The sequence below is a fragment of the Variovorax sp. FW301-JW7 genome (genome assembly GCF_058788795.1).
The window spans coordinates 1-12726 of sequence record NZ_JBYTBC010000022.1 but is presented as its reverse complement, the minus strand read 5'-3'; the positions used below and the strand labels follow the sequence as shown (position 1 = coordinate 12726).

Genomic DNA, 12726 nt, shown 5'->3' with positions numbered 1-12726 from the left:
ATCTAGACGATTGGCGAGGAGGTGGTTTGAAACGCCGGGGCCGAACGGCGCGCAATGCGCACGTCGGCCGCGTCGCGCGCGCGGGGTGTCGTGCCGAGCCACGAGGCCCAGCCCAGGCGCGGCGCGTTGCCCTCGCGCTGGCCGAGCCGGGTGGGTGGCACCTGGGCCTTCTCGAGCACCAGCTCGGCGTCCCATTCGAGTTCGTCGCCCAGCAGCTGCTGCATCCAGCGCTGCAGCACGGGGCGTGCCGGTCCGATGGGCAGGAACATGCGGTACTGGTCGAGCGTGAGCGGCCCCAGGTGCAGGCGCACGCGGTGCTGGCGGTCCCAGGCGCGCGTGCCGAGCATCGCGCCCATGCCCATCGAACGCGAACTCTCGCCCTGCCCCAGCCGCGTGACCTCGTCCGTGGGCACGCGCATCCAGTGGCCGACCCAGCGCTCCAGCGTCACCGGCACGCCGAAGTAGCTGCACAGCACCGACGCCACGCCCTCCACGTTGTGCACGCGGCGCGCGAGCCAGCCCGAGAAGTGCAGCCGCGCGTCGTCATGGATCTCGTCGCGCCCGATGCGCCCCGGCGTGCCGATGCCGACGAGCGCACCGACCTGCAGGCGGAAGCGGTCTTCGCCCGGCCGGTCGAGCGCCACGGCGGGCCGGGCCTGTGCCCACGCGCGGTAGAAATGCAGCGAGAAGCGGTGCGAAAAGCTGTCGAGAAAAGCCAGCCAGGTCGGGTCGCCATGGTTCAGGCTGCGCTCGCGGATGAAGTCGCTCAGGTGCACCGGCAGCGGACCGTTGGGGCCGATGTAGCCGAAGAAGTGCTGGCGCAGGCGCGGCGGCGAGGCCTCGGTCGCGCGCTCGAAGCGGCTGAAGCTGGCGGGCGCGAACGACAGCGACGGCTCCTGCCCCACGCGCACCGGCTCGGCACTGGGCAGCAGCGCGCGGCCCCAGCGCGGCGTGGTCTTCGCAATCGATTCGAGCCGGCGCATCACCGCGAAGTAGTCGTACGCCCAGGGATCGCTCGACCAGGCCTGCACCGCGGCATCGACACGCGCGCGCGCACCGACATCGGGGGCCGCCGGATGGACGCGCGCTACAGGATCTGGCGCGTCCCGCACAGCGGCCTCCAGCGCATCAGCTCGCCCTTGCCCGACAGGCGCAGCACGGTCTCGACGAAATGGTTCACCTCGACATGCCGCGACAGGTAGCGCGCGAGCACGGCGCCGAACAGGAACACGCTGTGGCCGTGGAAGGCGTCCTTGTCGACCTCGAGCGTCACCTCGAGCCCGCGCCCGAAGGCGATCGGCCCTTTCATCGGCAGGCGGCGCGCCACCGGCTGGCTCTTGACCGACAAGAGCCCGCGCACCTGGCCCTGGCGCATCTCGTCGGCATGCACGGCATAGAGCATGAGCGTCTCGCGCAGTGCCGCCGCGCCCTGCTCGGGCGTGCTGTCGGACAGCGAGAGGTAGTTGAGTGCCAGGTGGTCGATGACGCGCCAGCCCAGCCCCTGGCTCACGACCGGCGACACCGGGCGCGAGGGTCCGCGCACCATGCGCGCGCGCTGCACGGGGAAGGACTCGACGCAGTCGAAATCGTTGTCGCGCCCCATCGGCAGCAGCAGCGGCAGGTCGCGGTTGGTGCACAGCGCCGTCACCGCGAGCTGGCGCAGCGCGGCCGGGTACGGCGCCTGCTGCGGATCGACGATCTGCAGGTAAACCTCGGAGCCGATGTGGCTGCTGCGATGCCCTTCGGTGCGCTGGCGCACCGACAGCATGCGCGGCTCGCGCGTGGTCGTGAAGTAGGCCGGGTGGTTGTGGCGCGCGCCGTGGAAGGCCGAGTAGAACGGGCGGAACGCCTGCTCGACCGCCGCGCTGTCGGTGCCCGGCGCGCCGTGGCCGATGACCTCGGTGACGGTGTGCACCTCGAAGTCCTGCGGTCGCGTGCGGTCGGGCAGCAGGTGGAACTGGCTCACGCCTTCGGTCAGCGGCACGCGGTCCAGGCGCCGGCTGAACAGGTTGACGGCCGGCACGCAGTGCAGCTGCACGTTGTCGGTGCCGACCAGCTTTTCGAGCGCCGCATCGCCGCGCGAGAACAGCAGCACGATCTCGATGTCGGTGACGGGCATGGCGGCGAGCAGCGGCTGCAGGCCCGCGATGCGCGCGAACTGGAAGCGCGGCGCAAAGGCGAAGTACTCCTGCAGCAGCCGGAAGCCCGAGAAGCCGGTGGCGGTGACGGGCAGCAGCGCCTCGTCGTCCTCGAAGCCCACGGCCTGGATCGCCGACGGCGGCAGGCTGCGCGCCTCGCCCTGCAGCGCGCCCGAGGGCGCGAGCGGACGCACCATCACGCCCACGGGCTGGCCGAGCGCGCATTCGTGCAGCTGCCAGGCCACGTCTTCGCTGCCGCCGAAGTGCAGCATCAGGTCGTCGAGCGCGAGCTGGCTGAAGTTCAGCCCCGCCGTGGCGCGCAGGCCGATGCGCAGGCCGCCGCGGATGCTGCGCGCCTGCGGGTGCGTGCCCAGCGGCAGGTCGGGCGCGTAGGTGAAGTACTGCGCGCGCTGCACTTCGATGGGCCACAGGCGCAGCGCGCTCGCGGTGCGGAACTCGCAGTGCGTGTTCTGGCCCACGGCCTGGCGCGCGCGCAGGCCGCTGCCGCGCGGCAGCGTGGGGCCGATGGCCAGGTTGGCGTCGTCGGGGTCGGGCGCAAAGCTCACCACGGCCATCGCTGGCGTGGGCGCCAGGAAGTTCGGGTAGACGATGTCGAGCAGGTGCCCGGTGAAGCGCGGGTACTCGGCATCGAGCTTGAGGTTGACGCGCGCCGACAGGAAGGCCGTGGCCTCGATCAGCCGCTCGACATACGGGTCGGCGACCTCCTGCCCCTCGATGCCCAGGCGGTGCGCGATCTTCGGAAAGGCGCGCGCGAACTCGGAGGCGCTTTCGCGGAAGTAGCGCAGTTCCTGTTCGTAGAGAGTGAGCAGCCGGGGGTCCATGCGGGGGACTTATCTCGGGCTTTGTGAAACGTCCTCGATCTCGATGCGGCCTTCTTCCAGGTCGACACGGCTGCGCATCAGGAACTCCAGCGGCACGGGTTGCGCCCAGAGCATGCCGCGGATCTGCAGGCCGATGCTGTTGTGGGAGTCCAATGCCGAGCCTTCCATGACGAGTTCCACTTCGAGAGTGCGGGACAGGATGCGTGGCTCGAACTGCAGGATTGCGTTCTTCAAAGCCTGTTCCATGCTGACACGCTGCACCGACGAGGTGAACTGGCCAGACAGCATAGGCAATCCGTAATTGATGACGGAGCGCGCGGCATTGGGGTACTGGCGGTCGTCCATCTGCAGACCGAAACCGGTGGCATTGAACAGCCAGCTCAGGTCGCGCAGCACGGCCTGGCGCAGCGCCTGCTTGGTCAGCGTGCGCTTGTCGTCGCCCTCGCGCTTTTCATCGGGCGCGTGGTCGACGAGCCGGTCGAGCAGCGAGGGCTGCAGCCGCTCCTGCGCGGCCGGCGCGTTGGCATCAGCCACCGCCGCTGCTTTCTTCACCACCTTCGGCGGCGGCGGGCGTGAAGAGGATCTCGCGCACGTCCATCAGCGCGTACTCGCCGGCATCGCTGCCGAGCACGCGCTGGCCGTAGCCGGCCCAGACCTCGGGGCGCAGCTCGCGCCAGTCGGTCTTGCGCGCCAGGCGCAGCGCGCCGTCGTCCTGCGCCTCGGTGCCTTCGTAGCGCGTGGGAATGAGCGCCAGCGTCTCGCCGCCGTTCTCGAACTGCAGGTGCGCGGGCATCCAGACGCAGTCGCGCAGGTCTTCGGGCGGCTCGATCTTGATGTGCGCCAGGCGCGCGTAGGGAATCCAGTAGTACTTGCCGTTGACGAAGGCCTCGAGCACGGGGCCCAGGCGCATGTCGGCATCGGCCAGCCATTCGAAGGGCGCGCCGTCGATCGTGCCGGCGATGGCGGGTGCGCCGTCGAAGGCGCGCTGGCGCAGGTCTTCGGCCAGCCCGCTCTCGCCGCGGCCTTGTCGCAGCAGCGATTCGATGAGCAGTGCCAGCCATTCGTCGGGCTGGCCGAAGATCATCGGCGTGCGCGTGCCGGCAAACACCTCGGCGCGCAGGCCTTCGCAGCGCACGGCCTCGCCGTACACCTGCTTCATGGGCACGGCGAGCGCGTCGAGCTCGGCCGCGACGGTGAGCTGGTTGAGCGCGCGCTCCCACTGCCCGAGCACGCACAGCAGCTGCGCCATGAAGACGCGCAATTTGGCGTCGGCGGGCTTGGCGCGCACCTCGTCGCTCAGGGCCTGGAGGGCGCCGGACGGGTCGGCGGACTGGAGCAGCGCGGCGGAAGCGGTGGTCATGGTGAGGGCTCCGTGAAGGTCGTCACTGGGTGGCGGTGATGGTGGCGGTGCGCACCGCGCCGCGCAGGCCGGAGTGCTGCTGCGCGGCCGACTTGATCTCGACCTTGCGACCGGCGAACACCGTGACCTCGCGCGGCTGGCGCGGACGCCCGCCGGTGAGGATGGCCTGGCTGATCACGCGCGCATCGGTCAGCACGATCTCGAGGAAGGGGTCGGACACCATGTGGTCGCCGCTGGCGCGGTAGACGAAGATCGACACCTCGAGCTTGTCTTCCTGGCTCGCGAGCAGGCTCGAGATCGAGGCGGTGGCGGCGTCGCACTCGCGCACCACCACCAGCGGGAAGATGCGCACCTTGCCCTTGGTGGAACCGGGCGGCGCGGCCACTTCCATCTGGTGGCAGTAGCCGCCGATGTCGATGAACTCGATGCCGCGCTCCGACTCGCCCTTGACCTTGGTGCCGCGGCTGTCGATCGACATCATGAAGTCGTTGGCGGTCTCGCCCGCGAGCAGGTCGAGCATGCGCAGCAGCTCGTCGGGGTCCAGGATGCCTTCAGCGGACAGACTCATTGCAATCTCCTTGAGAAAAAATTCCGGTCATCAGCGCACGGGCGCGTCCCCGGCCGACCAGGACACCATGGCGGCGAACAACGGCCGCTTCTGAGGATTCGGCTGGCCGCGCAGCCGCAGCTCGGCCATCGGCGATTCGGCCACGCCCGAGCCGAACAGGCGCGGTGCGCTCTGCGGCGTGGCGGGCATGGCAAACACATACAGGCGCGCACCGGCGCCGGCGAACCAGGGCAGATCGAAGCGCTTGGCGGCGGGCGCCTCGCGCGTGCCGCGCTCGAAGCGGTTGCTGTCGCCGGGGTCGTCGGGGTACACGGCGCGCAGGCCGCCCTGCGCATCGAGCCCGGCCACCACGAGGTCGACCGAGTGGCCGCTGGTGTTGCGCACCTGCAGCGCCGCGCGCTCGCCGGGGCGCAGCGCCAGCGCCGGGCCGGCGGCGCGGCGCGCGGGTTCGCTGCGCACCAAGCGGTCGCCGTTCCAGATTTCGAGCACGGCGTCGAAGCCGTCGAGCGGCGTGTCGTCAGCGCCCGCACCCAATGCCTGCAGCTGGTTCCACCACTTGAGCCGGGCCAGCGCCTCGAGGCGCCGCTGCACGGCGGTGCTGTCGGGCAGCAGCTCGGCGCGGCCAACGGCATTGCCACCGAGCGACGGCGCGAGCAGCTCGAGGCGCTGGCCGCCGGCGCCCAGATCGGTCCAGCGCACGTCGGCGGTGCTGTCTGCGTCGGCCGCGAGCACCGAGGCCGGGTAGTCGAGGTTCAGGCGCGGTGGCGGCTGGCCGCTGTCGCTGCGCACGCGCAGCGCGATCGCGGGCGGCGGCGCCAGCGGCGAGACGCTCCAGGTCGCCGCACCCGACAGGGCCCGCAGCGCCTCTGGCACCGGCAGGCGCGCACTGTCGAACTCGGCCTGCACCAGCGTGGCCTGCGCGCTGCGCACGGTGCCGTCCTCGCGCGTGGCCAGCACGCGCAGCGTCTGGCGCGGCTGCAGGCCGTCGATCTGGCCGGCGGGCACGGTGAGCATGTCGCCGCTGCGCTGCGCGCGCCAGACCGGCTGGGTCGAGGCCGCGGCCACGCTGTTGGCGAACAGTCGGCCATCGAGGTTGCCTTCGGCCACCGGCGAGGGCAGCTCGCGTGTGGGGAAGCGCTGGGCGAGTTCGTCGATCACCGGCGGATAGAGCGCGAGCACGCCGTCGAACAGCGCGCGCCAGGTGGCGGGCTTGCGCTCCAGCGCACCGGCCACGGCCCAGGTCAGGAGGCCCTGCGGGCGCGCCGCGCGGCTCTGGCGCGGCAGGCGCAGCTCGGGCGTGATCTGGTGGCTTTCGGAGGCGTAGAAAGCGACGTAGCGGGCGCGCGCCACGCGGGCGACGGCGGGCGGCGTCGCGGGCGATGCGGCGGCCGGTGGCGGGCCTGCGCGCAGCTGCGCGGCGCGCAGGCCACGCCAGCGCACCTCGTCGTCGGGCGGGCCTTCGGCGGTGGCGGGCACGGCGGCGGCTGCGGCGCCGCGCGTCATCGAGGTGGCGGCGCAGGTGTCGAACACCGACCACACGAACACGTCGCGCGCGAGGAAGGCCTGCACCCAGGCGTCGAAGTCGACATCGCGCACGCCGCCTGCGAGGGCGCTGTCGGCCCCGATGGCGCCGCGCACGTCGCGCGCAAGAAAGTTCTCAGCCAGGCCGTCGGGCTCCTGGTAGCGCTTGGTGGTGTCGCGCCAGCGCGTGCCGTGGCCCGAGAAGTACAGCAGCACGAAGTCGCCGCTCTTCGATTGCGCGAGCAGGCGGCCGAGCGCGGCGTGGATGGCCTGAGCCTCGGGCAGCGCAGCACCGGGCACGCCGTCGGCCAGCACGGCGATGTCGGTGGCGGCGAAGCCCTGCTTGAGGAGTGCGTCGCGCATCAGCGTGACGTCGTTGCGCGGCGCTTGCAGCCACAGGGTTTGCGGCTGGTTGACGAGTTCGGAGACGCCGACGAGCAGGGCGCGTGGGGTGGCGAAGGCGGTGCTGGTGCAGATGAGCAGCAACGCCATCAGCAACGCTCGCAGAAAGTACCCCTGCATTGCTCCTTCCCCTTCCGGGGGAAGGTTGGGATGGGGGCAGGCAGAGCGCCCGATGGATACGCCGCTTGCCCCCACCCCTGCCCTCCCCCGGAAGGGGAGGGAGACAGACGGGGGCCGCGCGGCACGTGTCATGGCTGTTCCGAAGCCGGTCCAGCCGACGCAACCAACGGCGACGTCGCGAGCACCGACAAACCGCCGACCGGATCGGCCACGCGCAGGCGCCAGACGCCATTGGGCCCCGGCCCGCCGACCACTTCGGCCGACATCGTGCGCAGCAGGCGATCGGCCTCGTCGATGCGCACGCCGTCGTTCCAGCGCACGACCAGGTTGGCCTGCGCCGCGACCGGCGCCGTGGGCACCGAGCGGAAACGCACCTCGTCGTCTTCGGCGGTGCCGCGCCCGCCGATCAGCCCCACGTTCTGGATCACCGCGAACAGCGCCACCGCCGCGAAGGCCGGGCGCACCCAGCCCTCGGCACCGAACCAGCGGCGGATGCTGCCCCACCAGCCGTCCTCGGGCCGCGGTAGCGGCCGGGCGGGCGATGGCGGCGGCGCGGCCGCCGGAGCCTCGTCCTGTGGTTGCGCCAGCGCACGGCCCAGTTGCAGGCCGGCATCGCGGTACAGCGCCTGGTAATCGGTGCGCGGGTCTTGCGGGCCGAGCGGCGTGCCCGACAGCACCGAGAACGCACCGCCCACGGCGCGCAGCGCAATGCGCCCCGGCTCCGGTGCAATGGCGGACGCCGCGTGCGCGGCCCATTCGTCGTGCACCGCGCGGATCGCGGCCAGCCGCGTGGCCGACACCTCGCCGAGCACGCGCGCGGCCAGCTGCGGGCTGGGTTCGAGCGTGAGCATGTTCCACGCCTGGACCACGCCGAACATCGGCTCGAAGGGCTCGTCGTCGGGCTCCAGCAGCACGTCGAAGTCGGAGGCCCAGTCGGGCTCGCCGGCGGCCATCCAGCCCTGCCAGAGGTCGCCGTGGATGCAGCGGTCGAGCAGCACGCCGAGCAGGCGCCCGTCGTGCACCACGCTCACGAGGCGGCCCGGCGCCCAGCGCGCGGTGAAGGCGCGCCGGGCGACAGCCTCGCGGCGCCGGGCCAATTCGGTCAAAGGGAGCAGCAGGTCCGACACCCCGGGCGCGCCCGCGCCGCTGCCGTGCGGCATCGCGACGGGTGCGGCGTCCGGCGGCGCATCGTTGGGCGGCGCGCCGGTTTCGAACGCATGGCGGATCACGCTGAGCGGGGGCCAGAGGTCGGTGGTCATGGCGTCTGTTCCTGAATGGCTATGTCTTCAGACATAAGACGCTTCAGCCCCGAGGATTTTGAAAACCTGCAGGATCGCCGCCATGTTGTCGGCCTCGATGGCGATGCCCAGGGTCTGGCCGATCCAGCTGCCGATGCGGGTTTGCGCATAGCCGGCGCCCAGCCCTTCGCGCTTGTGCACGAGGCCCAGCCGGCCGGCCCGGTAGTGGTAGGAGGCGATGGCATGGCGCGAGGCCACGCCCGACAGCCCGCCCTCGGCCTCCTGCCCGAAGCCCTCGCACAGCAGGATGCGCTCGGGCTCGGGCAGCCCGGCGATGAAGGTGCGCGCCGCCAGCTGCACGGCCTGCGCGCTGAGGCCGTGCTCGGCCAGGCAACCGTCGAGGTCTTCGCCCGGCCCGAGCTCGTCTTCGAGCTGGGCCTCGGTGATCTGGTCGCCGATGGAGACCTTGCGGCGAAACGAACTGGCGCGCGTGCAGTCGATGAGGTAGCGGCGGAAGTACGCGCACAGCGCGAAGGCGGTAGACGGCGCGCTGTGGCCGGCGCGCTCCTCCGACTCGTCGGGGTCGGCATCGAGCCGCAGCACCTTCACGTAGATGAACTGCGCCACCAACTCCTGCCGCCCCTCGCCCAGCACTTGCAGCTCGGGCGGGTTGCAGGCCACGAGCGCCTCGCCCACGATGCGGTACATGGTGCCCATGTCGTCCGAGGACAGCGTCTGCCGGCGCCGCCAGAGGCGGACGAGTTCAGAGCTTTCCGCGGACGAGAGGGTTTCCTGCATGAAGGGCCAAGGGGTCGAAAGAAAAGAGGTCAGTCGTCGACGCAGACGCCTTCGGTCGGCACGAGGCACTGCGGCAGATTGGCGCCGGCCGGCCCACCGCGCGTGCGGATCGCCCCCGACACCGCCGCCTGCGCCACGGCCAGGCCGCGCGGCAGAAGAATCCACAGCTGCCCGCGCTCCTTCATGCGGCGTGCATTGGTGGCGGCCTGCTGGCCGTTGCCGAAAAAGTAGTCGGCCCGCACCGCGCCGCGGATGGCGCCGCCGGTGTCCTGCGCGATGGTCAGGCGCTGCATGGGTGCGCCGCTGCCGGGCGTGCGTGTCGACACGAACACCGGGTAGCCCAGCGGCGTGCTGCGCGGATCGACCGCGATCGAGCGGCCGGCCGACAGCGGCACGCCGAAGGCGCCCACCGGGCCGCCCGCGGGCGAGGTCGATTCCTTGAAGAACACGTAGCTCGGGTCCTTGATGCCGGAGCCGGTCACCGCGCCGGCCGTGCGACGGCCCGGCACCACCACCGCACCGCTGGCCGTGGGCCGCGCCAGCGTGAAACCGCGCGTGCGGATCACGCTGTTGTCGACGGCGCCCGTGTCTTCGTCGTCGCCGTCGTCCAGCGTCAGTTCGAGCGAGCCGCCGCGCACCTTCACGGCGCTGCGCGGCTTGCCGTTGGCGGCCTGCGCGATGGTCGGGCGGAAGGGCTGGCCGTTCTGCTCGGCGTAGGCCACGCGCACGATCTCGCCGCTGGGCAGCTTGATGCGGCCCGAACCCTGGATCTGCATCTCGTACAGCGCGGTGGCGCTGCTCACGAAGGCCAGCACCTTGGCGTTGGGCGCGCCCTTGGTCTCGATCTCTTCGCGCGTGTAGTACGGCAGCAGGCGCTTGCCGTCGATGCGCAGGCGCACCTTGCGGTCGAGCGTGTCGCGGGTGATGGCGGACAGGTCGAGCGCGTACAGGCCCGGCGCGCCCATGTCGCGCGTGCTCAGGCCGGTCTGCACGATCACGTTGCGGCCTTCGACCTTCGCGGCCACCGTGCCGCTGCCGGCCGGGAGCTTGCGCGCATCGACGAACAGCATGTCCTCGGGCTGGCCGTAGACCGGGTAGATGAACGGCGCGACGTAGGTGCGGCTGCCGGCGATCTCGGGCTCGAAGTAGCCGGTGACCACGCCGTCGGGCTTGCGGTCGTCGTCGCGGATCTGGTACGCCGAGAACTCGCTCTCGAAGAAGCCGCGAATGGCCTGCGTGCTCTTGCCGTCGACCTTCAGTGCGCGGTCGCACACGTCCTTCCACTCGGCGCCGCGGCCGTTGAGCACCTTGCAGCTGCCGAGAAACGCCGGCCAGCTTTCCGAGAAGTCGTCGCGCGCCCAGCCCGGCACGGCATCGAAGCCGACCGAGGTGTAGGTGGCGAGCTGGGTCGAGAAGGTGCGCGCCTGCCCGGCCACGCTGCCGCCGGTGGGCCGCGACGCGGCGGGTGCCGTGTCGGTCGTGGTGAGCGTGGTGGCGGCCGTGCCCGTGGCGGACGGCGGCGTGTTGGCGCAGGCGGCCAGCAGCACCAGCGCGACCACGGCGGCCGTTCGGCAAAGGGGAAGCGCGAAGTGCGGCGACGGTGACGTGTGCATGAAAGTCTCCTGGTCGTGGTCGTGGAATGGGGGCCGAAAGCGGCCGACGCTCTACAGACGATTACTTCTCGACGATTTTGAAATTCGCGACGCCATAGACGTCGTTGCACGGCGGGGCGCCCGGCGCGCAGACCGGTTTGCCCAACAGCGGTGACGGCCCCGTGCCGCGCGTGGCTTCGAGTGCCGCGAGCACCGGCAGCGGGAACTGCGGGAACACGCCTTCGTTCTGCACGCCCGAGGCGCCGAAGTCGCGCTCGTGCTCGCTCACGAGCACCGCGAACTGGTTGGTGCCGGCCGGCCCGCCGGCGTCCATCGGCCAGGAGGCGCGCGGCAGCGCCAGCGCGGCGTTGGCGGTGATCTTGTTGTACTTGTCGAGCAGGTTCGGGAACAGCAGGAACATCTCGCCGCCGCTGGACAGCAGGAACACGTAGACGAAACCGTCGCGCTTGCTGCGCACCTCGAAGGCCAGCTTGTCCTTGCCGATGGCGACCTCGGCCTTCTTCGGCGTGGCCGTGACTTCGAAGCCCGGGGCGGCGCCTGCCGCGAGCGACTGCAGCGATTCGGCGGGGGTGCGTGGTTTCGGAGGCGGCGGTGGTGGAGGTGGCGGTGGGGCCTCGGCGACCTGGGTGGGGGTGTCGGGGGGTGGCGCGGGCGTGGCGGTTTGCGCCGTCTTGCCGGCATCGCCTTCGCCGCCCGAGCGGCCAAGGAACCACCATCCGCCGCCCGCTGCGGCGACCAGCACGGCGGCGGCGACGGCACCGAGGACGGCCTTGTTGCTGCTGCCGCTGCCCTTGCTGTTGTTGTTCGCGGCAGGTGCCTTGGCGGCGATGGGCTTGGGCATGTGGGCCGTGCCGATCACGGTCGGTGCATCGGCACCTGATTGACTGCTGCTTCGCGCACCCGACGGCGGCACGGTGCGCGGCGTGGGCGCGATGCTGTGGCCGACTTCCAGGCCCAATGCCGCGCGCAGCTCCGCCATCGACTGCGGCCGCGCCTCGGGCCGCACACCCAGGCCCGCATCGATCGCCGCGAGCAGCCGGTCGCTGTAGCGCTGGCGCAGGATGTCGTTGCCCGCCAGCGGCACGTAGCTGTCGGACAGCAGCCGCGCCACCGAGGGCGGCGGTGCGCGCCCGCACACGGCGACGTGCATCACGGCGGCGAGCGCGTAGACGTCGGTCCATGCGCCCTGCGACATGTCGGGCATCTCGGCGTACTGCTCGATGGGCGCGTAGCCGGGCTTGAGGATGACGGTGATCGCCTGCGTCTTGTCGGTGATCACGCGGCGCGCGGCGCCGAAGTCGAGCACCACGGGGCGGCCGGAGCCTTCGAGCAGGATGATGTTGTCGGGGGCGATGTCGCGGTGGTAGCAGTGGGCGTTGTGCATCACCGCAAGGGCTTGGGTGACGCCGTCCATGATGCGGGTGAGCCAGGCTTCGTCGACGCCTGCGGGGATGGCTACGAGTGCCTCTCGCAGGGTGTCGCCCTTGTAGAAGGGCATGACCATGTAGGTGGTGCCCTTTTCTTGCCAGAAGCGGTAGACCTTGAGGAGCGAGGGATGGTCGAACTGGGCGAGGAGGCGGGCTTCGTTGATGAAGCTGCGCATGCCGAGGTCGAAGGTTTCTCTGTGTCTTTCTGACAAGGGGACTACGGTGCCGTCTTGCTGTCTTGTGGAGAGCGATGTCGGCAGGTATTCCTTGATGGCTACTACGCGCTCCAGCGTGTGGTCCCAGGCTTCGTAGACGACGCCGAAGCCGCCTTGGCCTACGACTCGGGTGACTTCGAATTCGGCTAGGCGGCTGCCTACGGGGAGGAGGCCTGCGTCGTGGGTTGCGGTTGCTGGGCTGGTGACGGGGGTGCCTGAGGCTGTGGTGAAGCCGCCGGCGGTGATGACGGTGGCTCCGCCTGTGTCAGCTTCGGTTGTGGGCGTGCGTGAGACGACTCGGGTGCGGTCGTCTTCCGGGGGAAGGGCGTTGTCGGTCATTGACCTGCTCCTGCTAGGTGAACGCCGTTTTGGGTTTGCTTTCCGGGGCCGGGTCTCGGCCCGGCGGCCGACCTACTTTTCTTTGCTTCGCCAAAGAAACGTAGGCAAAAGAAAGGCGACCCTGCTGTCTGCGTCCCTCCGCTTC

At 71.1% G+C, this 12726-nt stretch carries 10 protein-coding genes; all 10 read right to left on the bottom strand.

Going from position 1 to position 12726, the window contains the following annotated elements:
• Positions 1–2: 2 nt before the first annotated feature.
• Entirely contained in the window at positions 3–1112 is a 1110-nt protein-coding gene (gene tssG / locus AC3WQM_RS30845; protein WP_492683711.1) for a type VI secretion system baseplate subunit TssG, read from the bottom strand.
• The gene (gene tssF, locus AC3WQM_RS30840; RefSeq protein WP_489062719.1) at positions 1088–2980 is read right to left on the bottom strand and encodes a type VI secretion system baseplate subunit TssF; all 1893 of its coding nucleotides are present in this window, start codon (positions 2978–2980) and stop codon (positions 1088–1090) included. The genes tssG and tssF overlap by 25 nt, the downstream gene beginning before the upstream one ends.
• Before the next feature lie 9 nt (positions 2981–2989).
• Positions 2990–3514 (bottom strand): type VI secretion system baseplate subunit TssE, encoded by a 525-nt coding sequence (tssE, locus tag AC3WQM_RS30835; protein ID WP_492683710.1) that lies wholly within the window; start codon positions 3512–3514, stop codon positions 2990–2992.
• Positions 3507–4340, bottom strand: coding sequence for a type VI secretion system accessory protein TagJ (locus AC3WQM_RS30830; protein WP_492683709.1), 834 nt, complete (start codon positions 4338–4340; stop codon positions 3507–3509). Before AC3WQM_RS30830 ends, tssE begins: the two co-directional genes overlap by 8 nt.
• Before the next feature lie 22 nt (positions 4341–4362).
• A complete protein-coding gene (locus tag AC3WQM_RS30825; protein WP_492683708.1) occupies positions 4363–4908 on the bottom strand; it encodes a type VI secretion system tube protein Hcp in 546 nt (181 codons plus the stop codon).
• A gap of 30 nt (positions 4909–4938) precedes the next feature.
• Complete coding sequence (locus tag AC3WQM_RS30820; RefSeq protein ID WP_492683707.1) at positions 4939–6921, bottom strand: caspase family protein; 1983 nt, start codon at positions 6919–6921, stop codon at positions 4939–4941.
• Between the two features lie 158 nt (positions 6922–7079).
• Positions 7080–8210: a hypothetical protein gene (locus AC3WQM_RS30815; RefSeq protein ID WP_492683706.1), complete on the bottom strand. Its 1131-nt coding sequence runs from the start codon at positions 8208–8210 to the stop codon at positions 7080–7082.
• Between the two features lie 27 nt (positions 8211–8237).
• On the bottom strand, positions 8238–8987 hold the full coding sequence (locus tag AC3WQM_RS30810) for a hypothetical protein (RefSeq protein ID WP_492683705.1): 750 nt from the start codon (positions 8985–8987) through the stop codon (positions 8238–8240).
• 29 nt (positions 8988–9016) lie between these two features.
• Entirely contained in the window at positions 9017–10600 is a 1584-nt protein-coding gene (gene mltA, locus AC3WQM_RS30805) for a murein transglycosylase A (RefSeq protein ID WP_492683704.1), read from the bottom strand.
• A 61-nt stretch (positions 10601–10661) separates the two neighbouring features.
• Positions 10662–12581: a protein kinase domain-containing protein gene (locus AC3WQM_RS30800; protein WP_492683703.1), complete on the bottom strand. Its 1920-nt coding sequence runs from the start codon at positions 12579–12581 to the stop codon at positions 10662–10664.
• Positions 12582–12726: the final 145 nt, after the last annotated feature.

Bases quoted from the DNA above. Each gene is read 5' to 3' on its own strand.
- tssF (WP_489062719.1), bottom strand. From the start codon at position 2,980: ATGGACCCCCGGCTGCTCACTCTCTACGAACAGGAACTGCGCTACTTC.
- AC3WQM_RS30830 (WP_492683709.1), bottom strand. From the start codon at position 4,340: ATGACCACCGCTTCCGCCGCGCTGCTCCAGTCCGCCGACCCGTCCGGC.
- AC3WQM_RS30825 (WP_492683708.1), bottom strand. From the start codon at position 4,908: ATGAGTCTGTCCGCTGAAGGCATCCTGGACCCCGACGAGCTGCTGCGC.
- AC3WQM_RS30820 (WP_492683707.1), bottom strand. From the start codon at position 6,921: ATGGCGTTGCTGCTCATCTGCACCAGCACCGCCTTCGCCACCCCACGC.
- AC3WQM_RS30815 (WP_492683706.1), bottom strand. From the start codon at position 8,210: ATGACCACCGACCTCTGGCCCCCGCTCAGCGTGATCCGCCATGCGTTC.
- AC3WQM_RS30810 (WP_492683705.1), bottom strand. From the start codon at position 8,987: ATGCAGGAAACCCTCTCGTCCGCGGAAAGCTCTGAACTCGTCCGCCTC.
- mltA (WP_492683704.1), bottom strand. From the start codon at position 10,600: ATGCACACGTCACCGTCGCCGCACTTCGCGCTTCCCCTTTGCCGAACG.
- AC3WQM_RS30800 (WP_492683703.1), bottom strand. From the start codon at position 12,581: ATGACCGACAACGCCCTTCCCCCGGAAGACGACCGCACCCGAGTCGTC.